Here is a 26,658-nt window from a genome sequence, read left to right as displayed (position 1 = left end):
CCTGAAATAGATTATTATGAAGAAACTTGCACTGCATTGGCAGATATTATTGGGAATGGCTGCGGGTGTTGTCTTTGCATTAATATTAACCAATTTTAGCTGGGGAGCCGAATTTGTAAGCGACTGGATCAAACCTTTCGGAAACATTTTTATCAACGCCCTTAAGTTAATTGCAGTTCCACTTATCCTGGCTTCACTTATTAAAGGAATATCAGATTTAAAAGATATTTCGAAGCTATCCAAAATGGGTACCAGGACAATAGTCACCTATATTTTTACCACTGTAATTGCTGTTTCCATAGGTTTGGGAATGGTAAACCTTATACAGCCGGGAAATACAATTACTGAAGATACCCGTCAGGATTTGCTTACCAGTTATGAAGGCGATGCTTCGGGTATACAATTAAATGCCGAAAAACAAAAAGAAGCCGGACCTTTACAGGCCCTGGAAGACCTGGTGCCCAGCAATATATTTGCTGCTGCCGGGGATAATGCTAATATGTTACAGGTCATTTTCTTTGCAATTTTCTTTGCGATTGGACTCATTCTAATTCCTGAAAAAACAGCCAAACCTGTAAAGGATTTCTTCGATGGATTTAATGAGGTTATTCTTAAAATGATTGATCTTATCATGCTTGCCGCTCCTTACGGGGTTTTTGCTTTACTGGCAGCTCTTGTAGTCGAATCACCAAGTACAGATCTCTTTGCGGCACTGGCGATGTATGCTTTAACGGTTTTAATAGGACTAGCTTTAATGATTGGAGTTTATGTGCTGCTGGTTTGGATCTTCACAAAAAACACTCCTTCATTCTTTATTAACGGAATTGCGCCCGCTCAGCTTTTAGCTTTTTCGACCAGTTCCAGTGCGGCAACTTTACCGGTAACGATGGAAAGAGTAGAGGAGCATATGGGGGTGCACAGAGAAGTTACCAGCTTTGTTCTTCCAATAGGTGCAACTATTAATATGGACGGTACAAGTCTTTATCAGGCAGTTGCCGCAGTTTTTATCGCTCAGGCTTTTGGAATGGATCTCTCCTTAGGAGCACAATTAGGAATAATTGCCACGGCAACTTTGGCCTCTATAGGCTCTGCAGCAGTTCCCGGTGCAGGGATGGTGATGCTGGTTATTGTATTGGCCCAGGCAGGAATTCCTGAAGCAGGCCTTGCATTAATTTTTGCAGTAGACCGCCCTCTCGATATGTGCAGGACGATGGTTAATGTAACCGGTGACGCAGCTGTCTCTTTAATGGTCGCAAAATCTGTAGATAAAATGGGGGAGCCAAACGTAAAAAATTGGGATGATAATTATCCCGAAGAAGACAAAAAATAAATGTTTAAAATTAATTTTTGAATCTTCAATAATCCAGAAATTTAGCTTTTAATTCCGGAGTGGGGATCATGCAGCTTTCTTTTTTACCATACCATTTGTATCGGTTATTGGCTACAAAATCATAAATCAGATCACGAAATCCTTCAGGTAGAAGCAGAAAATTTTTTAGCAAAGAATAACCTCCGGAAAGTTCTCTGGAAATTTCCAGTGCAGCCGTCGATTTTCTGTAATAAGCTACTCCAGGCTCAATTAGCACCACCGAATCCAGCTCTTCCGGATCCAGACCTCTTTCTGCTATAAGTTTTTGTCCGAATTCACTCTGTAAAGACGCAAACCGGAAAACATCTTTTTTATCATGTTCAATAATAAATTTTACTGCACCGTCGCAAAGATTGCAAACACCGTCAAAAAGAACTATTTTTTTATTTTCTGGTAAAGAAGTCATTGATATATTTTTAAAAACGATCTGAATTCATTTTCTGTCGAACCTTTTTGGTCCGGGTCCGTATGTTTAGCCTTTTTCTAAAGGTACAACTTTCCTTTACAGATCATTACTTTTTCATGGCCTGCACCAGTTCCAGTTGGTCTATAGAAACCGAAGTCGTAAACATTCCATAATTCACTATTGCTTTCCCTTTCTCGATTTTGTCCAGAGTACCAACAGATTTGCTGTCTTCCAGCCTTACGCGATCCCCAATTCTAAGTGTCGCTTTCGGTTTATTGGCTTCTTTTTTGGCTACAGCTTTCTGTTTCTCTTTTTCTTCCTTTTTCTGCTTTCTTATCGGTTCAATTTTTTTAGCTACTTCCTGCTGAATTTTCTTTTCTTCAGCTTTCTTCGCTCTACGTTGTTTCGCTGATTCTTTTTTGCGCTTGGAATTTTCAATTTCCACAAGCTTCAGGAACTCACCAATAAGTTCCTTTTTCTTCTTATCAACAAAGTATTTTTCACTTATATCATTAATTTTTTGACCAATATAAATAAGACGCTGATTGGCATCAAAAAGTTCCTGATAGCTCTCCAGTTTCTGCTGAACGCGGGAATTTGTTTCTTCCAGTTTGTCCTTCTCCTTGGCGGCTTTTATTTCTTTATCCTTTAAAGAATCTGTGGTTTTCTGAAGATTAGACCTTTCCTTCTGAAGTTTAGCTATACTTTGATCAAACCTTATTTTCCCACGTTCAACTTTCTTTTTAGAACGATTAATTAAACTGAAGGGGATTCCGTTTTTCAGGGCAACTTCAAAGGTGAAAGAACTTCCTGCTTCTCCCACCCGTAGTTTAAACATTGGTTCCAGGCTCTGGGAATCAAACAACATATTGGCATTGCTCATATCTGGTAATTCTCCCGCCAGTTTCTTCAGGTTTGCATAATGCGTGGTAAGAATTCCGAAGGATTCTTTTTCATAAAAAACCTCGAGAAAAGTTTCTGCCAGGGCACCACCAAGTTCTGGATCACTTCCGGTACCGAATTCGTCGATAAGGAATAGCGTATTTTCGTCACACTTCCGAAGAAATTTTTTCATGTTCTTCAGTCGGTAACTGTACGTACTTAAATGATTTTCAATCGACTGATTATCTCCAATATCCGTTAGGATCTTATCGAAGAAAGACATTCTGCTGTATTCATGTACCGGAACAAGAATTCCGCTCTGCAGCATTAACTGAAGCAAACCAACTGTTTTCAGCGTGATACTTTTTCCGCCGGCATTAGGACCGGAAATGACGATTATCCTGTTATCCTTCGCCATCTCGATCGTCTGCGGATAAGTTTTCTTTCCGGTCCTTTTATTAGAGAGAAGCAACAATGGGTGATAAGCATCTTTTAACTGAATCTCCCGGTCCTCAGAAATCCTAGGGAGAATACCATTCATTTTGTCCGCATACTTTGCCTTGGCAGAAATTACATCGATCTCACTCAGTAATTCCTGGTAATCGATAAGCAGCTCCCGGTATGGCCGCACAAAATTTGTAAGTTCCTTTAAAATGCGGTTAATCTCTTCCTTTTCTTCGTACTGAAGATTATTGAGTTCCCTTGTATATTGAAAAGTTGATTCCGGCTGAATGTAAACGATACTTCCGGTTTTGGAATTTCCCATAATCCCGCCTTTTACCTTTCGTCGGTACATAGCTTTAACCGCAAGAACCCGCACGTTTTCAACAACACTTTCCTTAATTTCATCAAGATAACCATAGCCGTTATAAGTGGTAAGTGCAGAAGTAAAACTGGAATTGATCTTTCCTTTTACCGAATTCATGGACCGCCTGGTTTCCTGCAACAGGGGAGAGGCGTCGTCTTTTATCTCACCAAATTTATCGACTACTCTACCTATTCGCTCTATCAATTCAGTGGTATATTCTACTTCTGAAGTGGTTTGATACAACGAAGGATAAACTTCCCTGAATTTTCTGAAATACCGCAACTGCATATTTACAGTTTCAGAAATTGAAGCAATTTTCCTGAAGCCGCTCACTTCAAGAATTGAATCTTCAATATTTAGAAGCTTTATTTCATTTTCGATATTATCGAATCCGTGATTGGGAATCGGACTTTCCTGAGTTTTGGATTTTACGTACTCGTTCGTCTGATTGAGTCCGAAATACGTTTTTTTATAAGTGGAATATGGTTTTATTTCCAGGGCCTTTTCTTTCCCTTTTCCGGTAATGCAAAGTGCGCTGATTTGCTCGCGAACAACCGGAAATTCAAGATCAAGAAGACTCTTTGATGTGATTTTAATCATAGTAATTTTTCCCTACTTTTGAGGCACTGCAAATTTACTCAATTATAATGAAGGTAGAAATAGCCCCGGGTTGGAAAAAAAAGTTAAATGAAGAGTTCGAAAAATCTTATTTTCAGAATCTTGCTGCTTTTGTAAAAGATGAATACGCAAAACATAAATGTTTCCCTTCCGGCAAGAATATTTTTGCTGCTTTTGAAAATTCCGGTTTTGAAGATACAAAAGTGGTCATTCTGGGACAGGATCCTTACCACGGAGTAGGACAAGCCCACGGACTCGCTTTTTCTGTAAAAGAAGATGTGCAGGTTCCGCCATCGCTTAAAAACATTTTCAGGGAGATTGAAACAGATCTCGGAAAACCTGTACTCGATAATGGCAATTTGGAGCGATGGGCTAAACAGGGAGTTTTGCTCCTCAATGCAACTTTAACAGTAAGAGCCCATGAAGCAGGCTCTCATCAAAACAAAGGTTGGGAAGAATTTACAGACCGGGTGATCGAAATTGTTTCTGCAGAGAAGGAAAATGTGGTTTTTTTGCTTTGGGGCGGCTATGCCAAGAAAAAAGCGAAAAAAATTGATGCTTCTAAGCACCTTATTCTCACCAGCGGACATCCTTCGCCACTAAGTGCCAACAGAGGTTACTGGTTTGGCAATAAACACTTCAGTAAAGCCAATGAATACCTGAAAAGCAAAGGAAAAGAGCCTATAGATTGGTGACTTTTTTTAAATATAATTGTCAAAAGTCTAACCCGAAATTTGGCAATTATCGTCCACCTTTGTAATAGCTTTGGAAGTTTTGTGAAGCAAAACGTGTCAGGTTTTGAAAACCTGACACGTTTAAATGACGAACTAGTAGAAAAATAAAGGATCGAAAATGGCAATTTTCGATCCTTTATTTATACTTCGATTTTTATTTTACCTAAAACCTGTAGCCGAAATTAACCATAAACTGACCAATTATTTCCGGGGAAGAACTAGTAAATATATTTCGTCCGATTCCACCGCTAAGATCAAGCAGAAAACCTCCTGAAGAAATGAATTTTCCACCTAAACCAAAACCAATGGCAAAATCGGTATAATCTTCTCTATCCCAGCTGGATTCTCCTGTAACAGAGTCGAAGTAATAGGTAGATTCGTATTCCCCGGAGGATAACATTCCAAAACCGTGCACATAGAATCCACGTGCATAACTTGAGCTAAAAAAGTGCTTGTATTTTCCGGTTACAGAAACGTCCTTGTAATAAGCTTCGTCATAATAATCATCTTTGTTAAGGTGCAGAAATAATTCGGTAGACCAGGTAGAATTTTCGTTGATCACTCTCTCGTAAGACAGATCAAAAATTCCAAATGCAACAAGATTAAATGCATTAAAGCTTAATTCATTGTTTGTGATGTCACGTCTGTCTACAGGAAGGTTTTCTTCTTCTTCAGAAGTTTGTGCATGTGCAGTAAAATTAAGGCATAGCAATGCCAGGAGGCAAAGAGATTTTTTCATTTGTAGCGTTTTTGATTGATGATGTTAAAACGGCTGCAAACTATATAATATTTCTGAACTTTCGACTTGTTTGGGAATTAATTTTAACTGTAACAATTTCGACTGAACCTCATTAAGTTCTTTCTCAGATAATTGACTATTGCTCCAGGTGGTTACCTTTAACCATTTCCTGATATCTTCCAGCTTTTGATCATAACGTTGGGCTAAAATTTCATCAATTCCGGGAATATCTTTAAAACCTGAAGTTTTTCTGTTTAAGACCTTTAGCATCGTATGGATTCGCTGGGAATCATATTTTAAGACTTCATCTCTAACAGCAATTACAAAACATGGCCATGGGGTAGGGCAGTCAGAAATTAATCTAAAGGTATGGTTATCTACCAGCGGCTTTGTGGTAAAATGTTCCCACATAAAATATTGTGCTTTATCTTCTTTTAAAGCTTCTACAGCACCATCAAGATCTTTAACAATTTCAAAATCGAGATTATTGAAATTCCAGCCATTATTCTGGGCATTTACATATGCCATCAAATGGGATCCGGAACCTTCCCTGCTAATCGCAGCTTTAGTATGTTCCAGATCTTTTAAATTTCTGTAACGGGAATCTGCGGCTACATGTATTCCCCAAATAAGGGGTGAACCTATATACGTCTGTACTATTTTTGCTTCATTTCCATTAATGATATCCCTCGTAATTCCTTCAGTTAAAATAACGGCTGCGTCTATTTCTCCGGAACGAAGCGCATTATTCATGGCACCTGTACCACCCGGGAAATCTTTCCAGATCACGTTTATCTCTTCTTTGTTGAACTCATTTTCCTCTATGCACAGATGCCACGGAAGATTAAAATGTTCCGGCACACCGCCTATTCGTATAGATTTCATGAAGTATGTTTTTCTTTTAAATAATTATACATTTCGTACTGTGAACGTATGGGCTTTTCCCCTTCAGCGCGCTCTACATATTTATTTTCTTCGGAAGCATCCTGGATCCTGGCTTTTACATTATCCTTCAATTGTATATCCAGTAATTCTTTAAACTCCTGTGCAATATCTTTATCCAAAACCGGGGAAATAACTTCTATGCGTCTATCGAGATTACGACCCATAAGATCTGCACTTCCGTAATAAATTTTTTCGTCCCCACCATTTTCAAAAACATAGATCCTGCCGTGTTCCAGATATCGATCTACCACGCTAGTGATGTAGATATTCTCGCTCATTCCTTTAATTCCGGGAATCAGGCAGGTAAATCCTCTCACTAGTAATCTTATTTTTACACCTTCGTTACTTGCCTTATAGAGAAGTTCAATGATTTCAAGATCTTCCAGACTATTCATTTTAGCAGTTATCCTGGCTTTTTTACCTTCTCTTGCATTTTCAATTTCATTATAGATAAGTTTTGTAAACTCCTGCCGGGTTGAAAATGGTGAAATTAATAGGTTCTTTTCCCTGGGAACTATAAGTTCACCTTCAAGAACTTTAAATAGCCGCAGCAACTCCTTTGCGATTTTTTGATTAGCAGTAAAAATTGCATGATCGCAGTAAATTTCTGAAGTTTCACTATTAAAATTGCCTGTCCCGATATATGAATAATTTACGATTTCATCATTCTCCCTTCTTTGGATGAGCATTATCTTGGAATGAACTTTGATTTTTGGGTAACTGTAAATTACATTGGCTCCTTTTTCTTCGAATTTTCTTCCCCATATTATATTGTTCTTTTCATCAAAACGAGCCTTTGCTTCTACAAAAACAGTGACTTTTTTTCCGTTTTCGAGCGCCTGCAAGAGACAGGAAGTGAGTTTGGATTCATCTGCAACACGATAAAGGGAAATTTTGATATCAGTTACATCTTTATCCTGAACCGCCTGTTTCAGAAAATTCTCGACATAATCAAAAGACATGTAGGGAAAATGTAACGACTGGTCTTTTTTGGCTATTGCAGTGAAATAATTTTCAGATTTTTCGAGTACTTTGTGTGGAATAGGAGGGAGCTTCTTAAAATGAAGTTCTGGATTGGCTGTGGGATCTGGAAAGGAGAAGAAATCTTTAAAATTATGATATTTGCCGCCCGGCATCATATCTATTTTTCCAAGACCAAGAAGTTTTCTAACCTTCTTCTGAACTTCTTTCGGCATTTTTGAATCATATAACAATCTTGTAGGTTGTCCGCTGGTTCGCTGCTTCAGGGAATCATAGATTTTCTCGGCCAGGGGTCCATCATAAAGATCATCGATGTAAAGTTCAGCATCCCTGGAAAGTTTAATCTCGTAGATTCCGGTAATTTCTTCATTGGGAAAAATAGTGTGCAGCTCAAAACGCACAATTTCGTCCAGAAAAGTAATAGAATTTTGTTTATCACCCTCAATTTCAACAAAACGGCCGCAAGCGTCTACAGGTATATTTACCAGACCAACTTTATCTTCATTTTGAAAAGTTACAAAAAAATATAGCGTTGCATTTTCCAAAAAAAGTTCATTTTCTTCATCAAGATTTAGAATATGGTGCTTTATATGTGCAGAAATTTCCTTTTGAAAATGATCTACCACAAAATTTTTTTGGGCGGCATTAAAATGGGAAGATTCAATTAAATGAATACCCTGGTGGGCAAGTTCGGGTATAATTTGTTTATTATAAATATCCCCAAATTTCTCTTGTTGTTGTTTTACTTCTTCAAGAATTTCTTTGGTAAGTTTTGTAGGCTTTAAGGCAAGCTGTTTTCTAAGGCTTTTCTTCACCTTTTTCATTTGCCTGAGTTGAGAAACCCTTACCCTAAAATATTCGTCTAGATTAGAAGAGAAAATTGCTAAAAAACGGATACGCTCGTATAGCGGATTTATTTTATCGGCGGCTTCCTGTAAAACCCTTTCATTAAAACTTAACCAGTTAAGGTCACGATGTCTAAAACGGCTTTTGCTAGGTTCCTCCATATATCTGTTTTATCTCAAAAATACAAAGAAGGCACCTCTATGGGTATAATTTTCTGTTAATTTAGAAATTACTTCGTAAGCTTCTCCAGGCAATATTTTATTAGCCGGTCCACTACTAATTTTGGGTTTTCGCTAAATTCTCCCGTTGCCCGGTTTGCAATAACAGCATTCATTGAAACAGCTCTATGACCAAGCAATTTTGACAAACCATAAATTCCGGAAGTTTCCATTTCCAGGTTTGTTATTCTCTGGCCTTTATAAGAAAAATCAGATAGTTTCTGGTTCATTTCAGGATCCTGAAGTGCAAGTCTTAGAATTCTTCCCTGTGGTCCGTAAAATCCAACGTTGGTAGCTGTAATTCCTTTATGCACTTCTTCAGAATCAAGTATTTTTGCGAGTTCTTCATCATTTCCCACGACGTATGGCGCAGATTTCTTCGGAAACCAATCCAGATGCTCTACAAGTGCTTCAGCAAATCCCTGATCCTGAATATGTGCACTGTCATAAAAATGGAGCAGCGAATCGAATCCAATTCCGGCTTTACTCAGCACAAAAGAATCTACGGGAACATCTGGCTGAATAGAACCGGTAGTTCCAATCCTGATAATATCAAGTTTCCTTAGCTCTTTCCGAAGCGTTCTTTTTTCAAAATCAATGTTTACCAACGCATCCAGTTCATTAAATACTATATCGATGTTATCTGTTCCTATTCCGGTAGAAAGCACACTAATTCGCTTGCCGTTATAAGTTCCGGTTTGCGTATGAAACTCCCGCTTTTTTACTTTATATTCAATAGTATCAAAATGTGCTGTTACTTTATCCACTCTGTCGGGATCTCCAACCACAATTACAGTATCTGCAAGGTGTTCTGGTAAAAGATTAAGGTGATATATACTGCCGTCTATATTTAGAATAAATTCTGAAGCTGCTAAAGCCATATCAAAGTTTTAGTAATCTGTGGGATTCGGATTCGTATAAGAAGTCATACATTTTCGCTCCACCCAGGCATTCATTGTTATTAAGTTCTCTGTAGAAATTTTTGGTTCCTTCCATAACTGCATCTCCTTTTTTGGATAAAATGACGCGGTCATTTTCGACGAGATAAAAATCCCTGATTTTTGCAAGGAGTCGCTGCATCTGGTTATCACTATAGCCATAATAGCCCTGATATTCCAGCGCATATCCCAGAAGCTGATTTTCTGAAGAAATCATATTTCGCTGGATGATGTTAAGAATATTCCGTTCCAGGGAATTTATTCCGGTTTTGCTGTTCGGAAAACGCTCTATATGTGCCCGGATGCAGCTGGATAAATATTCAAAGTTGCTATGCTTTTTTATCTGAGCCTTTAATTGCAGCGGATTATTGCTGCAATATAATTCCCATATAAAATTTGCCGTTTGAAGATCATCAGAAGTAAGAGGAATTTTATTCTGATAATGGTTGTACAACTGCTTTGCATTGAGCTGAGTAAGTGGATTATGACCTTTTTCGCCCTTCAGTTTTTTACTGCAGACAAGGTACATAGGCACTTCTTTCTTGTGTTGAAGGAAAAAACTAATAACAGCAATCATATTTATATGACAAAAAAGATCGAACTCAAACCAAAGAATGACTTCCTCATAATCCTTTAATTTTCGAAGTTTTTCAAGCTGGGAAACAAATTTTTTCTTATAATCTTCAGGTGAAATACCGTAAGTCCCGCTCACAAATTTTTTCCTGAGTTTTACAAATTCCTTACCTCCCACATCCTGAACAGTAGGGCCTTCACAAAGAAGTTCCCGCCATACAATCACTTCTCCCGGAATATCAAGTTCCAGCATTTTACCGGCAAGGCCGTCCCCGTTTGTAATATGTATGGTTTTACTGCTCATCGTTTTGTTTAAAAAAACGTGTCGGGAGTTTATCCCCCAACACGTTTCACATTATATCCCTCTTTATTTAAAATCTCCATGATTTTCTCACGATCATCTCCCTGAATAATAATTTCACCATCTTTAGTAGAACCGCCAACCCCGCATTTTTTCTTCAGGTTTTTCCCTAGCGAAATCAATTCCTCTTCTGGTCCAACAAAGCCTTTAATAATAGTCACGGTTTTTCCTCCACGCCCTTTATTGCTAAAATGCGCTTCTAATTTCTGATCTTTAGGATTTAAATTTTCCTGATGCTCATTATCTGTTAATTCGTTTTCATCAAAATTTTCATTGGTAGAAAAAACGAATCCTCCCAGATCTTCAAGTCCCATTTTTTTCTTGGCCATAACTTATTTCTTGATCAATCCAATTTCTACAAGTCGCTGGTGTAAAAATTCACCTGCAGTAATATCCTCATATTGCTTTGGATGATTTTCATCTATACATTCTTCAAGACAATCTAAAGGCATTTCACTTCGTGGATGCAAAAAGAAGGGAATAGAGTAACGGGGATTGCCCCATTCCTCTTTAGGAGGATTTACTACGCGATGAACGGTAGAACGAAGTTTATTGTTGGTATGCCGTTCCAGCATATCACCAACGTTAATTACCAGTTCATCTTCCTGGGGAATAGCATCTATCCATTCTCCATCTTTTCTAAGAACCTGCAGTCCTCCGGTAGATGCACCCATTAACAAGGTAATGAGGTTAATATCCCCATGAGCCCCAGCCCGAACAGCTCCTTTTGGTTCCTCGGTAATAGGAGGGTAGTGGATAGGCCTTAAAATACTGTTTCCGTTGCTAGCCCAGTGATCAAAATAAGTTTCTTTAAGCCCAATATGAAGGGAAAGAGCCCTTAAAACATAAATGCCGGTTTTCTCGAGCATCCGGTAAGCTTCCATTCCTACATGGTTAAAATCTTCCAATTCCTCAACCTGCACATTTTCGGGATATTCTTCTGTAAGTTTAGCATCATCAGAAGGTTCCTGCCCAAAATGCCAGAATTCCTTAAGATCGCCTTCCTTTTTCCCTTTTGCATGTTCTTTTCCGAAGGATATATAGCCGCGTTGTCCTGCTAATCCTTCTATTTCATATTTCTTCTTGGTTTCCAGTGGAAGATCAAAAAAAGATTTCACTTCCTTATATAATTCATCTACAAGATTATCACTTAAAAAGTGATTCTTTAGTGCAACAAAACCTATTTCTTCATAAGCCTTTCCAATTTCATCAACAAATTTTTGTTTTCTGTTTGGATCATCAGACAGGAAATCAGCCAGATCTACACTGGGAATATTATTCATAGCCATTGGTGTGTGGTATTTTTTTGAGTAAAAGTCAACCAAAGTTAAATAAATTAAGCGAGAAGCCGTAGTTTTTAAATTTTCATTAGCATTTTGAAACTAATCTCCCGACTTCAAAAAATACTGGATCTTTAAAAATGAAAAAATTCTGACTCCGATCTTTTTACACGAATCCTCATAAATAAATTGAATTAAATAAGGGCAAGGTTGTTCAAAAGGTTTAAATTTAAAAAATGATGACTATCGTTTACCTGTAGGCTGGAAATATCTTTATCCCGATTCTTCGCTCAAAGGTCCAGCGGCTATGCTGAAGAGCATTCGAGATTCATAAAAAATGATAGTAAATTAATAGAATATTAATAATTTAACATCTTACACTCCATTTATTTAATATTCCTTAACATATCCTCTGTTAAAGTATTAATAATCTTTTGTTCGCCGTAACCTGCTGACTTAATTTAGACTTAGCTAATCGATAAAAACCAATATTATGATACGTTTAATTATCATCTTTTTAATTATCGCTATTATCGCTGCAATCTTTGGATTTGGTGGTATTGCCGAGGGAGCTGCTGATATTGCCCAGATTATTTTCTGGATTTTTGTAGTCCTTCTTGTAATATCTCTGCTAAGCAGGTTATTTAGAAGATAAGATAAAAACCATATTTACAGTATCCAATGTAGATCAAACCAGATCTACATTGGTTTTTTAATTTAATAAACTTAAATCAGCAATGAAAAAAATACTAACTATTGTAACAATTGCAATGCTTATTGTCTCTTGTGGTCCCAGTAAAGTGGCTAAAGAAGCCCGGAAAACATTTAAAGGCGACTGGGCACTTACAAGTGTTACTTATCCTCAAAACACCGGTACATTTAATGTTACTTTATTAAATGATGCCTCGGCCTCATGTTTTGAAAATAGTACCTGGAATTTTGTATCTAATAATAATCAAGGTACTTATACCCTTCAGGGTACTGGTTGTAGCACTGCCCAAAGACATTTTAATTGGTCTATAGACGAGGAAAATACTCCCGAGGGAGTTTATGATTTTCTTCTAAAACCAACAGATGAAAATGCAAAATCTACCACAGGAGGAGAGGGATTCAGACTTAATCTTAGAAATCTAAGTGAAACCGATATGGTTTGGGAGCAAACGGTCACTCTTGAAGGTAAGCCTTTTGTAATTAGAATGAATTTTACTAAACTTTAAAAAAACAATTATGAGAAGAAGAATGATAAATAAGTTTACTGCAATATTTTTTGCAGCCAGCATGCTAATTGCCTGTGATGCTACAAGAAATGCCAGTAATAAGCAAAAAGGAGCTGTAATTGGAGCTGGTAGTGGTGCTGCGATTGGGGGAGTTATAGGTAATAACACCGGAGATGGAAATAGTGCTCTTGGAGCAATAATTGGCGGTGTAGTTGGTGGTGCTGCTGGTGGTTATATAGGTAGCCGAATGGATAAGCAGGCTCAGGAAATTGAACGGGAAATTCCGGGTGCCGAGGTAGAGCGTGTAGGTGAAGGTATAAACGTTACTTTTGATGAAAGCAGCGGTGTATATTTCGCAACAGATAAGTCTGATATTAGTGGAGAATCAGAACAGACACTGGATAAACTTTCAAATATTTTGAAAGAATATCCAGACACGAATATTCTTGTGGAAGGACATACAGATGACAGGGGGGCAGAGAGTTATAACCTTACACTCTCTAAAAACCGCGCTCAAGCAGTTACAAATTATCTTGTGACCAATGGTGGTATTTCCCAGGGCAGACTAACAACAGACTGGTATGGTGAAGCTCAGCCTAAATACGATAATACCACGGCTGAAGGTCGTGCTAAAAACCGTAGGGTAGAGGTGGCCATTGTTGCCAGTGAAGAATTGAAACAAGAAGCACAGCAGGCAACTTCAGAAAATTAATTAGAAGTATCTTAAACAATGTATAATCCCGGTTAATCGCCGGGATTTTTTTATTCTTTTTAATTATCTTCATACAATGAGAATGAATAGAATTGCTATTGTGGGCGGGGGATTAGCTGGTTTAAGCGCAGCAATCCATCTGGTATCCAAAGGCTTAAAAGTAGTTCTTTTTGAAAAAGATGATTTTCCGCGTCATAAAGTTTGTGGTGAATATTTATCCAAAGAAATTATTCCTTATTTCAAATCTCTCGGCATTTCGTTAACATCGTTGTCACCTGTAGAAATAAATTCGCTCAATTACAGCACTCCATCAGGGAAATCTGTTTCTTCGGAATTAGAAATGGGTGGTCTTGGACTAAGCAGGTACGCCCTGGATAATTATCTGTACGAAACGGCTATAAAAAGAGGAACGGAAGTTATTCCTGAAATAGTCACAGATGTGGAATATTCAGAAAATATCTTCACTATAATAACTTCAGAAGGAAAAGAATTTACGGCAGATTTCGTTCTTGGTGCATTTGGAAAACGATCTATCCTTGATAAAAATCTAAGCCGTGATTTTATTCAGAAGAAATCCGAATGGCTGGCTGTAAAGGCACATTATCGGCATGAAGATTATCCCGACAATCTGGTTTCCCTGCACAACTTTAGAGGAGGATATTGCGGATTGTCGAAGGTTGAAAACGGAGCTATTAATGTTTGCTACCTGGCTACTTACAAAAGTTTTAAAACCCATAAATCTCCGGAAGATTATAAGAAGGAAGTTCTTTGTCGAAATCCGCACCTCAATTCTTTCTTTCAGAGTGCCGAACAAATATTTAAAAAGGACATTACAATCGCGCAGGTTTCTTTTGAACAGAAAGCGCTTATTGAAAATCATATCCTCATGTTAGGTGATGCTGCAGGGCTAATCCATCCCCTCTGTGGAAATGGAATGGCCATGGCGATCCACAGTGCTAAAATGGCTTCTGAAGCTATTCTTGCGTTCTGCAATAGAGAATTACTTAGCAAATCTGAAGTTGAAGAAAACTATAAGATGAAGTGGAATAAAGAATTTAAAACCAGATTGTTGACAGGTAGAATACTACAGAAAGTTTTGTTGAATCCAGGCGTGACTGAAGTATCACAAAACCTGATTAGTAAAATGCCATTTATCTTACCTCATATTATTAAAAGAACCCACGGAAAGTTTGTAGCATGAACAGAATAGATACTTCCAGAAGGACAGATGAAGAGGAGATCATGGATGATTTCGAGCTAAGCGGCAAAGAATTAAAAAAGACATTGCGCGATCTTGATAATATTAATAAATGGCTCGGGGGAAATAATATTACCATCCAGGGAGTGAAAAAGCTTTTTCAGAAGGTTCCAAAGGAAAAGGGAATTGAAGTTGTAGATGTTGGTTGTGGAAATGGTGCTATTCTTCGGGAAATCGCAAAATGGGGAAGAAAAAACGACCGAAAATTAAAACTTACAGGAATAGATGCTAATCCGCATGCCATAGAGATTGCAGAAAAAATGTCTGAAGCTTTCCCGGAATTACAGTTTAAAACGCTAAACATTTTTAGTGAGGAATTTAAGCGACAGGAATACGATATTATCCTTTGTACTTTAACGCTGCACCATTTTAAAAATCCGGATATTATAGAATTATTAAATTGTTTTTACCGGCAGGTGCGCATTGGAATTGTCATTAACGACCTTCACAGGAGTAAAGCAGCGTACAGGCTGTTTCAGGCTTTTTGCAGCGTATTTATAAATAATAAAATTGCCCGTAAAGATGGACTTATTTCTATTTTACGAGGATTTAAAAAAACGGAAATTGCAGAATTGGCTTCGTATATTCCTTCAGACAAGCAGGAAGTAAACTGGAAATGGGCCTTTCGGTACCGGTGGATTATTGAAAAAGAACAGTAGAAAAGATTATGAGTGTAAAAATTGTAAAGGTAGAAAAAGAACTTCCTGAGTATTCACGGGAAACTTCAGATGTACTGCCATTAGTAGAAACCTGGCTTGAGGGACAGGATGATAGATTCCGAAGAAAAATTCTTAAGATTTTTGAAGGGGCAGGTGTGGACAAACGGTATTCTATTATGGCACCCGAAGAAGTTTTTACTTCCACTTCTTTTGAAGATAAGAACAATATATATGTGCGGGAAGTAAAAAAACTCGGAAAAAATGTACTGCAAAAATCCCTCGATAATGCGCAGTGGCAGCCAGATTCGCTGGATTATATCATTACCGTAAGTTGTACAGGGATTATGATTCCGTCGCTGGATGCCTATTTAATAAATGACCTTAATCTAAGACAGGATATTACGCGGCTTCCGGTGACAGAAATGGGCTGTGCTGCCGGAATTTCTGGGATGATTTACGCTCACAATTTTTTAAAAGCCAATCCGGGTAAAAGAGCTGCGGTGATTGCTGTAGAAAGTCCTACGGCTACTTTTCAGCTTGAAGATTACAGTATGACAAACATGGTTAGTGCCGCGATTTTTGGTGATGGTGCAGCCTGTGTTCTAATGTCTTCTGAAGAGAACATAGAAGGTCCTGAGATCCTTGCTGAAGAAATGTATCATTTTTATGATGCCACGCAAATGATGGGCTTTGATCTTACCAATCAGGGACTTCAAATGATTCTGGACCAAAGGGTTCCCGAAACTATTTCAGAACATTTTTCTGACATTATTTTTCCTTTTCTCGAAAGAAATAACAGCTCGATAGAAAAAGTGGACCATCTCATTTTTCATCCCGGGGGAAAGAAAATCGTACAAACAGTCTCTGATCTTTTTGGTACCTTAGGAAAGAATATTGATGATACCCGCGAGGTTTTACGTTTATATGGAAATATGAGCAGCGCAACGGTACTTTACGTACTGCAGCGTTTTATGGAAAAAGATATTCCAAAAGGTGAGCAGGGAATAATGCTCAGCTTCGGCCCGGGGTTTTCAGCACAAAGAATTTTATTACAATGGTAGCAGAATTTAAAGATCTTAATTATTGGGCGCTTATCCTGGGTGGCAGTAGCGGACTGGGATATGCCAGCGCATGCAAACTTGCCAAACACGGCATAAATATTATTATTGTACACCGCGACCGCCGTTCTGAAATTCCGGATATTGAAGAAGCTTTTGATGAAATCAGGGAATCTGGCGTACAGCTGGAAAGCTTTAATGTAGATGCTATTCAGAAAGAAAAAAGAGCTGATTTGGTTAACCAAATTTCTAAAATTCTTGGTACAGAAGGTAAAATCAGAACGCTGGTTCACAGTATTGCTAAGGGAAATTTAAAGCCAATGGATGGTAAGGAAGAGAGACTGGAAAATATAGATTTTCAGCTCACTATAGATGCAATGGCTTTAAGCCTTTACGACTGGACCCAGGACATTTTTCGTGCCGGGCTTTTTGCTAAAGATGCGAGGATTATTTCGTTTACCAGTGAGGGAAACAAGAAGGCATGGAAGAATTATGCCGCCGTTTCTGCTGCCAAGGTAACGTTGGAATCGCTTACCCGCGGCATGGCATTAGAATTTGCACCGCACGGCATAAGGGCAAATTGCATCCAGGCGGGGATTACGGTAACGCGTTCTTTTGAAATGATTCCCGGTAACGAAACATTAAAAAATCATGCGCTAAAGCACAATCCGTTTAAGCGGCTTACCGTTCCCAAAGATGTGGCCAACGTGGTTTATCTTTTGAGCAAAGATGAAGCATGCTGGATTACAGGCACTATTATTCCTGTAAATGGCGGTGAACATTTAATGTAAAATCCTCTATCTTTAATTCTGTGGACGTAAAAAAAATTCTTTCCCAGCTGCCATATTCAGATCCGTTTTTGTTTGTAGACAATATTACACAGGTGGACGAAAATTGCCTTTTTGGGTACTACACTTTTCCGCCGGAATCCTTTTTTTATAAAGGTCATTTTAAAGACAATCCCGTAACTCCCGGAGTGATTTTAACCGAATGTATGGCGCAGATCGGACTCGTTTGCTTCGGAATTTTTCTTCTGAACAAAGAACATTCTGAAGCTAAAAATCATCAAATAGCACTCAGTTCTTCGGAAGTTGAATTTTTTAAACCGGTTTTTCCAGGAGAAACAGTGAAAGTGGCTTCACAGAAGAAATATTTCCGGTTTAATAAACTTAAATGTGATGTGGAGATGTTTAATGCTGAAGATGAACTGGTTTGCAAAGGAACAATTGCGGGGATGATGAAAGTGAGTAGTGAGTAGTGAGTAGTGAAAATTCGGAATTCAAATTTTAAAATTAATCATTCAAAATAATATATTGAGGTTGAAAAGAAGAGTAGTCATAACCGGTCTGGGCGTAGCCTCTCCAAACGGAGTGGGAGTGGAGGCTTTTGAGTCGGCGATTAGAAATGGCAAATCAGGTATTACTTTTCATCCACAGCTAGAAGAACTTAATTTCAGTTGCCAGATAGGAGGGAAGCCGGAAATTTCAGAAGAAAAAATCAGGGAATATTTTAGTCCGTTACAGTTACGCGGATTAAACAGCAGCGGAATTGTTTACGGAGTAATTTCGGGAACAGATGCGTGGAAAGACGCAGGGCTTGGCATTTCTAAAGAAGACACTCCCGATTGGGATTCCGGAATTATTTTCGGAACCGGAATTTTAGGTGTGGATAAATTCAGAGAAGCAATTCATCTTATCGACGCCGGAAAAACCCGTCGATTGGGGAGTACCAGCGTAATTCAGACCATGGCCAGCGGGATAAGTGCCTATTTAGGAGGCATTTTAGGCTGCGGAAACCAGGTAACCACAAATTCTTCGGCATGTACAACAGGAACCGAAGCTTTGCTGATGGGATTTGAACGGATCCAGGCAGGAAAAGCAAAACGGATGCTGGTGGGAAGCTGTAGCGATGACGGCCCATATATCTGGGGCGGTTTTGACGCCATGAGGATCTTACCGGGAAAATATAATGATCGTCCGGAAGAAGCTTCGCGCCCGATGAGCGCAACGGCGGCAGGTTTTGTACCCGGCAGCGGCGCCGGAGCCCTTGTTCTGGAAGATCTGGAATCTGCTTTGGAAAGAGGTGCAAACATTTATGCCGAAGTTTTAGGCGGAGAAGTAAACAGCGGCGGACAACGTGCAGGCGGAAGTATGACTGCGGCCAATAACGAGGCGGTGCAACGCTGTATAAGTGGTGCCCTAAAAATGGCAAATATCGACCCACAGGAAGTTGATGCTATAAACGGACATTTAACAGCAACCTCCAAAGATTCCGTAGAAATCCTGAACTGGACAAAAGCGCTAAAACGTGAAAAAGAAAATTTTCCTGTGATCAATTCGCTAAAGGGAATGGTGGGACATTGTTTAAGTGCTTCGGGAAGCATCGAGTGTGTGGCGAGTGTGCTTCAGCTGAAAAATGATTATATTTTTGGGAATATAAACTGCGAAGATCTTAATCCTGAAATTCTAGAACTGATAGACAGTGAGAAAATTCCGGAGCAAACGATTCAGAAGAAAACAGAAGTTCTTGCGAAGGCAAGTTTTGGTTTTGGAGATGTGAATGCGGTGGTGATTTTCAGGAAATTTGCTCCAAGTACGAGGTAAGAAATAAGAAGGAGAAAATTCAAAAAATGAGGTTTAGAGTTGTCGGTTCTCAGTTGCAAGCCTACAGTCTACAATAGACATTATACAATACAGAATAACAATAAGAAATAAAGATCCGTAATAATGACAGATAAAGAAATAATAGAAAAACTAAAAACCATTGTTACTCCTTATGTACAGCGTAAGGAGGGGCTGGAAGATTTTAATGAAAAGACAGATTTTATTAATGATCTTAAAATTAACTCTGCCAACCTGGTAGATGTGGTGCTGGATGTGGAAGATGAATTCAAAATAGAAATTGATAATGATTCTATGGACGGAATGCTAACGGTTGGTGATGCAAAGGAAATAATTGAACGGAAATTGGCCGAAAAATGATCGGAAACGACATTGTGGATCTGAAGCTGGCAGCCAAAGAAAGCAACTGGAAGAGACCCCGGCTTCATTCCAAAATATTTTCTGAAACTGAGCAGGAAATATTGCAGCATTCCAAAAATCCGGAGCAATGTTTCTGGCTCCTTTGGACGATGAAGGAAGCTGCTTACAAAGCGCATCAAAGAAGATTTTCCCTGCCCAGAAAATTTAATCCGAAATCCTTCGGGTGTAGTTTAAATACTTCAGAAGGTTCGGCATCTTCAGGAGTTGTAGAGGTCGATAATTGGCATTATTGCATTACCGCTCATATTTCAGAAAAAGTGATACACTGTGTGGCTTCCGCAGAAAATCCCGAAGTAAAAACGAAATTAATTACAGAACATAAAAACCTAAACCGGGAACTGATTTTTGCAATTTCCAGTCAAACAAAATTATCCTCGGAGGATCTGGTAATAGCGAAAGACGAGAAATACATTCCGCATCTCTTCTTCAATGGAAAAAATTATAATATGCCTTTTTCCCTCTCCCATCATGGCGATTATTCTGCTTACGCATTTGCCGTTAATTCTCTCCTAAAAACCAGTTAAACCCTTCCAAATTCTCTTTGTAAAACCTCTGTGGATGTTGTATATTGAAAGTACTAATTAAAAAATCAAAAAGCGTATGAAGACTGTTGATAAGATGGAGATACTAAATAGTCAGTCTGCTGAATTTATTCAGCAAGGAGAAACTGGAAAATTTCTTAAACTTATTCCAGATACATTTATAATTAAAGGAAAAGAAAAAGATGGTGTTTTTAACCAGGGATATGCAATTAGACATATAAACAGACAGGATATGATCCTGATTGATGTAGTTGAAGAATCTACGAAAGACGCCGTTAAAAAATTAGTAACTGATGGTTATAAAATAAAAGGTATTTTGCTTACCTGTGACAGTGTTGCAGAGTCTGCCTATGCAGATCTTGCTACATTATCTGAGGATGCAGGTGGTGCTCCAATCTTTGCGCATCCAAGAAACAATATTAAAGATGATTTTAAAACAAAAGATATTACTGCCAAAGGAACAGTTTTAAAAGATTTCGCCCTTAAAATTGTTGATCTGCCGGGGAATGGCGGAGAATCTATATTGGTACATTCTGAAATTAACGACGGAATGTTATTTCCGGGAGAGGATGCTGTAGGATCTAATTATGATTCAGATTTAAATACTTTTAAACGACCAGAAAATAAAAGTAAAAATAATGATTATGGTCTTGCCGAAAGCTGGAATGCCTTTAACGAGCCGTTTACTTATCTTTTTCCAAGAAAAGGAAAGCCAGGATTTAATATTGAGGAAGGGCAACAGATAGACATTTTGGGTAATTTAGGTAAGAGTTAATCAACAACAGTTTATAAAAGGTAGGGGTCATTTCAAAGTATAACCTGGCTCACTCATCATTTTGTTCTCAGTAACAGAGTCGTGAGTGATGTAGACAAGATATATTTTCAAATGGCCCTTATTATTTTGTACTCTCTCTTTTCTCTTCTTTTTTATTCTCTTCTTCCTGTTTTTCCTGCTCTTCTTTTGCATCTTCGGCTTCCTCGTGGTCCACAAGAGGATGATCAGTAATTTTTAACCCTACTATAAGGATTATACTTGCTATAGTTCCATAAAGCATTGTAACAATAGCAATTAATCCGCCGCCCAGCACAGAGGCCATACCCAGGCTTGTATAATATATGGCTACGTACCAGTTTTCCGGCACTTCATTACTTTCTATAATTGGTAAATTCAACATCAGGAAGGTTATGGTGGCTACCACAATAAGAATTGTATCATATTTAGCGATATGTAGTACATTTCTATAATGCTTTTTGGTTAACCGGGAATCTGCAGACCTACTTATACTAAGTAAAGTAAGCATTAATGCCAGGATTGTTGAAGAGGCCAGGATTACAGTATTACATAACATATTTATTCCCGAGAGCGAGGTGGACAGCATATCCATTGCTCTGTATCCTGAAATTTCACCTAAAATAAATGTTCCAATACCCATTACCAGTGTAGAAACTGCTCCTCCTACAAGGGCGCGTTTAATTATGATGTCCATAAATATTTTCTTTGGGTAATTTGGTTCAACTTTCTAATTCCGGAACAAATTACTTTTTTCTTCTACATTTAGATATAAGATATTGTTAAATGGAATGTACTTCCAATTCTATTTTAATAATTTGAAGATAAAATATCCAACTATGTCGAAATTAAATGTCACTCAAAAATTAATCAAAGAGCATCTTCTGGAAGGGGAGATGACCCCGGGTAAAGAAATCGGGATCAAAATAGACCAGGCACTACTTCAGGATGCTACGGGTACACTGGTACAACTAGAGCTTGAAGCTATGGGCCTGAAAAAAGCAAAAACCGAAGTCGCTGTTCAGTATGTAGATCATAACCTGTTACAGACAGATTTTAAAAATGCAGATGATCATGCTTTTTTACTTTCGGCGTCACGAAAATTTGGATTGTGGTATAGCCGTCCGGGTAACGGAGTGAGCCACCCGGTACACATGGAACGTTTTGGGAAGCCTGGAAAAACCATGGTAGGATCTGATAGTCACACTCCGTCTGCCGGATCTTTGGGAATGCTTGCGATAGGTACCGGAGGTCTTGATGTGGCCGCGGCCATAGCAGGACAACCTTATTTTGTTAAAATGCCACAGGTAATGGGAGTGAAACTCACCGGAAAATTACCAGATTGGGTAAGCGCAAAAGATGTAATTCTGGAAATGTTGCGCAGGTATGATGTAAAAGGAGGTGTTGGAAAAGTTATAGAATATTATGGCGAAGGCCTGGACTCTTTAAGTGCAATGGATCGTCATGTAATTGCAAATATGGGAGCCGAACTGGGTGCAACTACAACAGTTTTCCCCAGTGACCAGGAGACCAAACGATTTTTACGTTCACAACATCGCGAAGAAGACTGGAGAGAATTGTTGCCAGATGAAGGCTGCGAATACGATTTACATGACGAAATTGTATTGGACGACTTAATACCGTTAATTGCATTACCAACAAGCCCCGGAAACGTTGTGCCGGTAAGTGAAGTGGCAGGAAAAGAAATTGGGCAGGTGGTGATAGGATCATCAGCAAACCCGGGAATCAGGGATTTTTGGATAGCAGGTGCGATTGTTAAAGATAAGAGCGTTGTGGATTACGTGTCTTTTGATATAAATCCCACATCACGTCAGGTAATTCAGAATTTAATAGATAATAAAGCTTTTGCCAATCTAATCACAGCAGGGGCAAGGTTCCACCAGTCAGGATGTATGGGTTGTATAGGAATGGGGCAGGCGCCGGCTTCCGGTACTATCAGTTTAAGAACAATGCCACGAAACTTCCCAAGTAGATCGGGAACCGAAGATGACCAGGTGCATTTATGTAGTCCCGAAACCGCGGCAGCTTCAGCTTTGACGGGAAAAATTACAGATCCGCGTGATCTGGAAGAAATGTTCGGAATGACGTATCCGAAATATGAACAACCGGAAAAGGAAATCATTAATACAGATATGCTAGTACCGCCGGCAGAAGATGGAGAGAAAGTTGAACTTAAAAAAGGTCCGAATATCAAAACCCTTCCGGAAATCGAGCCGCTCGCAGACAGTGCAGATGTTCCGGTTTTACTTAAGATGGGGGACAACGTCTCTACAGACGAAATTCTACGTGCGGGAGCCGAAGTTTTGCCATTTAGAAGTAACCTCCCCGAAATTAGTAAATTCTCCTATTCGGTGATAGATAAGACTTTCTACGATAGGGCACAGGAGGCCAAAGAAGAATTTAAAGGTCACATTGTAGTGGCTAAAGATAATTACGCACAGGGCTCCAGCCGGGAACATGCGGCACTGGCGCCAAAATATCTTGGTCAGGTAGCGGTTATCGCAAATTCTTATGCCAGAATTGCATGGCAAAACCTGGTAAATTTCGGGATTTTACCACTGGAATTTATAGATATAGCCGACTATGAAAAAATTGAACAGGGCGACATGATTAGCTTTAAAAATCTTCGTGAAGGCGTAAAGAACCGGAAGAATATTAAAGTCCGCATTCAAAAAGCTGATAAAAGCAAAGATCCTGTGGAATTTGAAGCCAAACACACGATGAGTGAACGGCAAATCGAAATCCTTTTAAAAGGAGGTATTATAAATGAATTCAAATCGAAGCTAACCAATGAAGAAGTTCATGCTGTAGATAAAAATACGGTTACAGATAATGAGCGGCAACAGATAAAATAAATGACCGCACTAAAAAGAAAAAACCCTTCAGAAATTAAACTGAAGGGTTTTTTATACATATAATTGATGCTATCTGGTGCTCATCTTCGATTTCAGCTTTTTCAGCTGCTTTTCGACATCACGAACAGATTCTGCCGCTGCTGCCTCATAAGACTCTTCATTAGATTGTGCGAAAATCTGTGGCCCGGGTACACTTAATTTAATATTACAGATATAACCTTTAGGATCTTCATTTTCCTGCTTTTTAAAATGGACTTCAGCACGTACAATAAAATCGTACTTTACTTCCAGTTTATCCAGTTTATTTTGGGTGTATTCCTCCAGAGCTTCACTCTTTGGGATACCAACATATTCAAAATTAGTTTCCATAAATATTCATTTTTATTTACCTACAAGAAAATTAATTTCAGATAGTCTACCAAGCCAATTATGGGTTTCTTTGGAAAGATTTATGATTGCTTTAGAAGAAACAAGAGACTGCCTTAAAGTACGAAAATTGCCATTTTAAAGATATGATTTAAAAATAGTTAAAGCGGAAAGGAAATCGGGTCTGAATTTCTTCGAAAAATTCAGTCAATGCTTCCCCGAGAGCAGTTACTAACTATATTTCACCTAATTCCTTAGTTGAAATCTATTCTTTTTCCTATATTCTTAAGAAAATGAAGGTTTCACTTTAAATTAATACACTTAAAAATTATAGTAACAGAGAACTTATTATTAGATACCAAACCGGGATTAAAAATGTCAATTTTCAACCTTATGCCGAAGGAAAAAAGGAAAAATTTTAATACCTTTTTGTAAAAGAAATTTTTTGCCTCCCAACAAGAACTTTAGAAAAAATATAAATGAAGAAAATAGCCAAATTTCGATATCTGCTGCTTATCCTGTGCGTTACATTAATGGCTTGTGGCGGTAGTAGAAATCAACCAACGGATGCTGACTTAAGAGGTTATGAAGAGCTAAAAGAACAGGTAAACGGTAGCGGTTTCGAGATTGAGAACCAATGGGCAATTCCACTAAGGGGTGGAAGAATAAACTTAATTGGAAATCCCAATTATATCCGTTTTAAAGGAGACAATGTAGATCTTTTCCTTCCGTACTTCGGAGAACGCCAGTCCGGTGGCGGATACGGTGAAGGCGGCGGAATAGAGTATGATGGACCTACAGAAAAACTTGAAATAATAGAAAATCAGCAGAACAGGAATATCAGGATACAGTTTGAAGCTACCGCAGGAACTGAAAATTTAAAATTTTATATAAATCTTCATTCCAATGGAAATGCAGAAACCTCGCTCAATAGTTCTCAACGAGATGCTATTAGTTACAGGGGTGAAGCAAAACCACTGAAGGAAGAGAATGAATAGAATGTGAAAACTGCAAATCTTGGTGTCAGCTTGAAAAGCTTTTTAATTCGATTCACTCGTCGTACCGAGGTTTTAAAATTTTAGAGTCGTGACCTTTATAACGGATATAAAATCTGGCCAGGGCACAGGATTTATAAGAAGAGGGCAGTAAACACATTTGAATGGAATCATGAGGGTAGAAAAATATTCTATTTTACATAATATAAATTATAGTTCAATTAAATGTTTTGATAATTTTGGTTTTTTCTATCGAGAACTCTACATTTTATTACTGATTATCTAATATACCCGAAGAATTGAAAGAATGTAAAAATATGTATCGAAATCTCCTTCCCATATAAATCCGCCCACATTTTCGCTTCCTAAATCTATTTTGTGTAGCATAATTTTTCTCTTTTTTGTTTCAACTTTAAGATAATCAGGAAATAAGACCATAGCAAAAACTTAGCTTTTCCTTAGGACGGATTAGAATTTAAAGAGTTCTGTTTTACATAATGTTTTAGAGTGCGGAGTCCTATTCTCTTCTTCAAAACTTTAGTCTATTCATCATTCCTAACCGAGCATGTTCTCTGTTTTCTGTTTCCCAGTTCTCGACTCCGCTCGAACGGACATACGTTTTTTTCGATTTACAGTTCAAAATTTTACCCTTTATCTATTCTGCTTTTTCATCTCTATAACTGATAACAGACAACGCACAACTCACAACAGAACTTAGGTTTTAAACCTTTCACTCTTCCCTCTTTCCATTTTTACCCCTTAATCCTTCAACCTTAAACATTTCACACTCAGCACCTCTAATTTACCACTCATCATATTTTCAGTTAAAAATGGTTAATCCTCTTTTATCTTTGACTTATCAATCAAAAAACATCCAGTTATGATCACATTAGTTACAGCAGTTTTAAAGGAAGTTGTTGAGTTCGCCATTCAAATAACAATTAATCTATAAAATCATTAACATGAAAGAAAAAGCTAATCCTGTAGAAAAATTCAAATACCTGCTGAAGGGATCTGAAGCAGCGAAATTTTCCTCTTTTATATTAATTATCTTCTCCTCGCTATTAATTTATAAAATGAGAGGAAATATCATCTATATCCTCCCTCTTATCCTAGGGGCAGTATTGGTTTTATGGTATTCAATAACTCATTTGTTGCTTAAAAAATTTAACCCAAATCAAGAAGATTTTTACCACCAGGTAGAATGCTACCGGGCTTATCTCATAAAACGAGAAAAATACGAAACCACCATTTTGTTTATTTGGAATCTCACAGTCATTCCTGCTTATTTGTATGGCAAAGAAATAAACATGCTTATCTTGATAAGCTTTATGATAATAACCTATTTATTTGCAATTTCGGGGAGAAATATGTTCGAAAGAGCGAAAAAGGAATTGAACGCACTGGAACTTCAAAACAAGCCTGACTGAAAAAAATACCAGCTAA

Annotated in this window: 28 protein-coding genes; 17 read left to right on the top strand and 11 right to left on the bottom strand. The window is 38.1% G+C overall.

Annotated elements, in window-relative coordinates; genetic code table 11:
- Nucleotides 1-16 precede the first annotated feature (16 nt).
- Nucleotides 17-1,330 carry a dicarboxylate/amino acid:cation symporter gene (locus RM549_RS10330; RefSeq protein WP_311684441.1) on the top strand — a complete coding sequence of 438 codons (1,314 nt, stop codon included), beginning with the start codon at nucleotides 17-19 and terminating at the stop codon, nucleotides 1,328-1,330.
- A gap of 25 nt (nucleotides 1,331-1,355) precedes the next feature.
- Here the strand turns inward: RM549_RS10330 and RM549_RS10325 are convergent, their stop codons facing one another.
- Complete coding sequence (locus RM549_RS10325) at nucleotides 1,356-1,775, bottom strand: thiol-disulfide oxidoreductase DCC family protein (RefSeq protein ID WP_311684440.1); 420 nt, start codon at nucleotides 1,773-1,775, stop codon at nucleotides 1,356-1,358.
- A 106-nt stretch (nucleotides 1,776-1,881) separates the two neighbouring features.
- Entirely contained in the window at nucleotides 1,882-4,065 is a 2,184-nt protein-coding gene (locus RM549_RS10320) for an endonuclease MutS2 (RefSeq protein WP_311684438.1), read from the bottom strand.
- A 47-nt stretch (nucleotides 4,066-4,112) separates the two neighbouring features.
- On the opposite strand from RM549_RS10320, the gene RM549_RS10315 reads away from it, so the two are divergent.
- On the top strand, nucleotides 4,113-4,778 hold the full coding sequence (locus tag RM549_RS10315; protein ID WP_311684436.1) for a uracil-DNA glycosylase: 666 nt from the start codon (nucleotides 4,113-4,115) through the stop codon (nucleotides 4,776-4,778).
- A 202-nt stretch (nucleotides 4,779-4,980) separates the two neighbouring features.
- On the opposite strand, the gene RM549_RS10310 is transcribed toward RM549_RS10315, so the two are convergent.
- The 7 genes from RM549_RS10310 to RM549_RS10280 all read right to left on the bottom strand — a co-directional run bounded on the left by RM549_RS10310 (nucleotide 4,981) and on the right by RM549_RS10280 (nucleotide 11,701).
- Entirely contained in the window at nucleotides 4,981-5,556 is a 576-nt protein-coding gene (locus tag RM549_RS10310; RefSeq protein ID WP_311684434.1) for a hypothetical protein, read from the bottom strand.
- 24 nt (nucleotides 5,557-5,580) lie between these two features.
- Entirely contained in the window at nucleotides 5,581-6,441 is an 861-nt protein-coding gene (locus RM549_RS10305; protein WP_311684432.1) for a substrate-binding domain-containing protein, read from the bottom strand.
- Nucleotides 6,438-8,489, bottom strand: coding sequence for a polyphosphate kinase 1 (gene ppk1, locus RM549_RS10300; protein ID WP_311684430.1), 2,052 nt, complete (start codon nucleotides 8,487-8,489; stop codon nucleotides 6,438-6,440). Before ppk1 ends, RM549_RS10305 begins: the two co-directional genes overlap by 4 nt.
- A 68-nt stretch (nucleotides 8,490-8,557) precedes the next feature.
- Nucleotides 8,558-9,427: a nucleoside phosphorylase gene (locus RM549_RS10295; RefSeq protein WP_311684428.1), complete on the bottom strand. Its 870-nt coding sequence runs from the start codon at nucleotides 9,425-9,427 to the stop codon at nucleotides 8,558-8,560.
- A gap of 1 nt (nucleotide 9,428) precedes the next feature.
- Complete coding sequence (locus tag RM549_RS10290) at nucleotides 9,429-10,361, bottom strand: DUF1835 domain-containing protein (RefSeq protein WP_311684426.1); 933 nt, start codon at nucleotides 10,359-10,361, stop codon at nucleotides 9,429-9,431.
- Between the two features lie 29 nt (nucleotides 10,362-10,390).
- A complete protein-coding gene (locus tag RM549_RS10285; protein WP_311684422.1) occupies nucleotides 10,391-10,747 on the bottom strand; it encodes a translation initiation factor in 357 nt (118 codons plus the stop codon).
- 3 nt (nucleotides 10,748-10,750) lie between these two features.
- Nucleotides 10,751-11,701: an isopenicillin N synthase family dioxygenase gene (locus RM549_RS10280; protein WP_311684497.1), complete on the bottom strand. Its 951-nt coding sequence runs from the start codon at nucleotides 11,699-11,701 to the stop codon at nucleotides 10,751-10,753.
- A 490-nt stretch (nucleotides 11,702-12,191) separates the two neighbouring features.
- Between RM549_RS10280 and RM549_RS10275 the strand changes: the two genes are divergently transcribed.
- From RM549_RS10275 to RM549_RS10220, 12 genes are all read left to right on the top strand, one after another.
- Entirely contained in the window at nucleotides 12,192-12,353 is a 162-nt protein-coding gene (locus RM549_RS10275; protein ID WP_311485615.1) for a DUF1328 family protein, read from the top strand.
- An 82-nt stretch (nucleotides 12,354-12,435) separates the two neighbouring features.
- A complete protein-coding gene (locus RM549_RS10270) occupies nucleotides 12,436-12,915 on the top strand; it encodes a lipocalin family protein (protein ID WP_311684420.1) in 480 nt (159 codons plus the stop codon).
- A 10-nt stretch (nucleotides 12,916-12,925) separates the two neighbouring features.
- Complete coding sequence (locus tag RM549_RS10265) at nucleotides 12,926-13,627, top strand: YiaD family glycine zipper/OmpA-like lipoprotein (RefSeq protein ID WP_311684418.1); 702 nt, start codon at nucleotides 12,926-12,928, stop codon at nucleotides 13,625-13,627.
- 76 nt (nucleotides 13,628-13,703) lie between these two features.
- The gene (locus RM549_RS10260; RefSeq protein ID WP_311684416.1) at nucleotides 13,704-14,828 is read left to right on the top strand and encodes an NAD(P)/FAD-dependent oxidoreductase; all 1,125 of its coding nucleotides are present in this window, start codon (nucleotides 13,704-13,706) and stop codon (nucleotides 14,826-14,828) included.
- Nucleotides 14,825-15,544, top strand: a complete 720-nt coding sequence (locus RM549_RS10255; RefSeq protein WP_311684414.1) for a methyltransferase domain-containing protein — start codon at nucleotides 14,825-14,827, stop codon at nucleotides 15,542-15,544. Before RM549_RS10260 ends, RM549_RS10255 begins: the two co-directional genes overlap by 4 nt.
- Before the next feature lie 8 nt (nucleotides 15,545-15,552).
- Complete coding sequence (locus RM549_RS10250) at nucleotides 15,553-16,605, top strand: type III polyketide synthase (protein ID WP_311684412.1); 1,053 nt, start codon at nucleotides 15,553-15,555, stop codon at nucleotides 16,603-16,605.
- Nucleotides 16,599-17,393 carry an SDR family oxidoreductase gene (locus tag RM549_RS10245; RefSeq protein WP_311684410.1) on the top strand — a complete coding sequence of 265 codons (795 nt, stop codon included), beginning with the start codon at nucleotides 16,599-16,601 and terminating at the stop codon, nucleotides 17,391-17,393. The genes RM549_RS10250 and RM549_RS10245 overlap by 7 nt, the downstream gene beginning before the upstream one ends.
- Before the next feature lie 20 nt (nucleotides 17,394-17,413).
- Nucleotides 17,414-17,860: a 3-hydroxyacyl-ACP dehydratase FabZ family protein gene (locus RM549_RS10240; RefSeq protein ID WP_311684407.1), complete on the top strand. Its 447-nt coding sequence runs from the start codon at nucleotides 17,414-17,416 to the stop codon at nucleotides 17,858-17,860.
- Between the two features lie 61 nt (nucleotides 17,861-17,921).
- Nucleotides 17,922-19,205, top strand: a complete 1,284-nt coding sequence (locus RM549_RS10235; protein WP_311684405.1) for a beta-ketoacyl-[acyl-carrier-protein] synthase family protein — start codon at nucleotides 17,922-17,924, stop codon at nucleotides 19,203-19,205.
- A 123-nt stretch (nucleotides 19,206-19,328) separates the two neighbouring features.
- Nucleotides 19,329-19,583: an acyl carrier protein gene (locus RM549_RS10230; protein WP_311684403.1), complete on the top strand. Its 255-nt coding sequence runs from the start codon at nucleotides 19,329-19,331 to the stop codon at nucleotides 19,581-19,583.
- Entirely contained in the window at nucleotides 19,580-20,167 is a 588-nt protein-coding gene (locus tag RM549_RS10225; protein WP_311684401.1) for a 4'-phosphopantetheinyl transferase family protein, read from the top strand. Before RM549_RS10230 ends, RM549_RS10225 begins: the two co-directional genes overlap by 4 nt.
- 76 nt (nucleotides 20,168-20,243) lie before the next feature.
- On the top strand, nucleotides 20,244-20,960 hold the full coding sequence (locus RM549_RS10220) for a hypothetical protein (RefSeq protein WP_311684399.1): 717 nt from the start codon (nucleotides 20,244-20,246) through the stop codon (nucleotides 20,958-20,960).
- Between the two features lie 121 nt (nucleotides 20,961-21,081).
- Here RM549_RS10220 and RM549_RS10215 read toward each other — a convergent pair whose 3' ends face one another.
- Nucleotides 21,082-21,672 carry a hypothetical protein gene (locus tag RM549_RS10215; protein ID WP_311684397.1) on the bottom strand — a complete coding sequence of 197 codons (591 nt, stop codon included), beginning with the start codon at nucleotides 21,670-21,672 and terminating at the stop codon, nucleotides 21,082-21,084.
- A gap of 142 nt (nucleotides 21,673-21,814) precedes the next feature.
- Here RM549_RS10215 and RM549_RS10210 point away from each other — a divergent pair, with 142 nt between their 5' ends.
- The gene (locus RM549_RS10210; protein ID WP_311684395.1) at nucleotides 21,815-23,851 is read left to right on the top strand and encodes an aconitate hydratase; all 2,037 of its coding nucleotides are present in this window, start codon (nucleotides 21,815-21,817) and stop codon (nucleotides 23,849-23,851) included.
- A gap of 69 nt (nucleotides 23,852-23,920) precedes the next feature.
- On the opposite strand, the gene hpf is transcribed toward RM549_RS10210, so the two are convergent.
- Nucleotides 23,921-24,220: a ribosome hibernation-promoting factor, HPF/YfiA family gene (gene hpf, locus RM549_RS10205; RefSeq protein ID WP_311684393.1), complete on the bottom strand. Its 300-nt coding sequence runs from the start codon at nucleotides 24,218-24,220 to the stop codon at nucleotides 23,921-23,923.
- Between the two features lie 476 nt (nucleotides 24,221-24,696).
- On the opposite strand from hpf, the gene RM549_RS10200 reads away from it, so the two are divergent.
- Together RM549_RS10200 and RM549_RS10195 are read left to right on the top strand one after the other, a co-directional pair.
- Complete coding sequence (locus RM549_RS10200; protein ID WP_311684392.1) at nucleotides 24,697-25,215, top strand: DUF4251 domain-containing protein; 519 nt, start codon at nucleotides 24,697-24,699, stop codon at nucleotides 25,213-25,215.
- Between the two features lie 959 nt (nucleotides 25,216-26,174).
- On the top strand, nucleotides 26,175-26,642 hold the full coding sequence (locus RM549_RS10195; protein WP_311684391.1) for a hypothetical protein: 468 nt from the start codon (nucleotides 26,175-26,177) through the stop codon (nucleotides 26,640-26,642).
- The last annotated feature ends 16 nt before the right edge of the window (nucleotides 26,643-26,658 follow it).

The organism is Autumnicola patrickiae (assembly GCF_031846525.1).
GTDB classification, from domain to species: domain Bacteria; phylum Bacteroidota; class Bacteroidia; order Flavobacteriales; family Flavobacteriaceae; genus Autumnicola; species Autumnicola patrickiae.
The sequence above is the reverse complement of the archived record's forward strand: the minus strand, read 5'-3'. Positions and strand labels throughout refer to the sequence as shown.

Bases quoted from the DNA above. Each gene is read 5' to 3' on its own strand.
- RM549_RS10330 (WP_311684441.1), top strand. From the start codon at position 17: ATGAAGAAACTTGCACTGCATTGGCAGATATTATTGGGAATGGCTGCG.
- RM549_RS10325 (WP_311684440.1), bottom strand. From the start codon at position 1,775: ATGACTTCTTTACCAGAAAATAAAAAAATAGTTCTTTTTGACGGTGTT.
- RM549_RS10320 (WP_311684438.1), bottom strand. From the start codon at position 4,065: ATGATTAAAATCACATCAAAGAGTCTTCTTGATCTTGAATTTCCGGTT.
- RM549_RS10315 (WP_311684436.1), top strand. From the start codon at position 4,113: ATGAAGGTAGAAATAGCCCCGGGTTGGAAAAAAAAGTTAAATGAAGAG.
- RM549_RS10310 (WP_311684434.1), bottom strand. From the start codon at position 5,556: ATGAAAAAATCTCTTTGCCTCCTGGCATTGCTATGCCTTAATTTTACT.
- RM549_RS10305 (WP_311684432.1), bottom strand. From the start codon at position 6,441: ATGAAATCTATACGAATAGGCGGTGTGCCGGAACATTTTAATCTTCCG.
- ppk1 (WP_311684430.1), bottom strand. From the start codon at position 8,489: ATGGAGGAACCTAGCAAAAGCCGTTTTAGACATCGTGACCTTAACTGG.
- RM549_RS10295 (WP_311684428.1), bottom strand. From the start codon at position 9,427: ATGGCTTTAGCAGCTTCAGAATTTATTCTAAATATAGACGGCAGTATA.
- RM549_RS10290 (WP_311684426.1), bottom strand. From the start codon at position 10,361: ATGAGCAGTAAAACCATACATATTACAAACGGGGACGGCCTTGCCGGT.
- RM549_RS10285 (WP_311684422.1), bottom strand. From the start codon at position 10,747: ATGGCCAAGAAAAAAATGGGACTTGAAGATCTGGGAGGATTCGTTTTT.
- RM549_RS10280 (WP_311684497.1), bottom strand. From the start codon at position 11,701: ATGAATAATATTCCCAGTGTAGATCTGGCTGATTTCCTGTCTGATGAT.
- RM549_RS10275 (WP_311485615.1), top strand. From the start codon at position 12,192: ATGATACGTTTAATTATCATCTTTTTAATTATCGCTATTATCGCTGCA.
- RM549_RS10270 (WP_311684420.1), top strand. From the start codon at position 12,436: ATGAAAAAAATACTAACTATTGTAACAATTGCAATGCTTATTGTCTCT.
- RM549_RS10265 (WP_311684418.1), top strand. From the start codon at position 12,926: ATGAGAAGAAGAATGATAAATAAGTTTACTGCAATATTTTTTGCAGCC.
- RM549_RS10260 (WP_311684416.1), top strand. From the start codon at position 13,704: ATGAGAATGAATAGAATTGCTATTGTGGGCGGGGGATTAGCTGGTTTA.
- RM549_RS10255 (WP_311684414.1), top strand. From the start codon at position 14,825: ATGAACAGAATAGATACTTCCAGAAGGACAGATGAAGAGGAGATCATG.
- RM549_RS10250 (WP_311684412.1), top strand. From the start codon at position 15,553: ATGAGTGTAAAAATTGTAAAGGTAGAAAAAGAACTTCCTGAGTATTCA.
- RM549_RS10245 (WP_311684410.1), top strand. From the start codon at position 16,599: ATGGTAGCAGAATTTAAAGATCTTAATTATTGGGCGCTTATCCTGGGT.
- RM549_RS10230 (WP_311684403.1), top strand. From the start codon at position 19,329: ATGACAGATAAAGAAATAATAGAAAAACTAAAAACCATTGTTACTCCT.
- RM549_RS10225 (WP_311684401.1), top strand. From the start codon at position 19,580: ATGATCGGAAACGACATTGTGGATCTGAAGCTGGCAGCCAAAGAAAGC.
- RM549_RS10220 (WP_311684399.1), top strand. From the start codon at position 20,244: ATGAAGACTGTTGATAAGATGGAGATACTAAATAGTCAGTCTGCTGAA.
- RM549_RS10215 (WP_311684397.1), bottom strand. From the start codon at position 21,672: ATGGACATCATAATTAAACGCGCCCTTGTAGGAGGAGCAGTTTCTACA.
- RM549_RS10210 (WP_311684395.1), top strand. From the start codon at position 21,815: ATGTCGAAATTAAATGTCACTCAAAAATTAATCAAAGAGCATCTTCTG.
- hpf (WP_311684393.1), bottom strand. From the start codon at position 24,220: ATGGAAACTAATTTTGAATATGTTGGTATCCCAAAGAGTGAAGCTCTG.
- RM549_RS10200 (WP_311684392.1), top strand. From the start codon at position 24,697: ATGAAGAAAATAGCCAAATTTCGATATCTGCTGCTTATCCTGTGCGTT.
- RM549_RS10195 (WP_311684391.1), top strand. From the start codon at position 26,175: ATGAAAGAAAAAGCTAATCCTGTAGAAAAATTCAAATACCTGCTGAAG.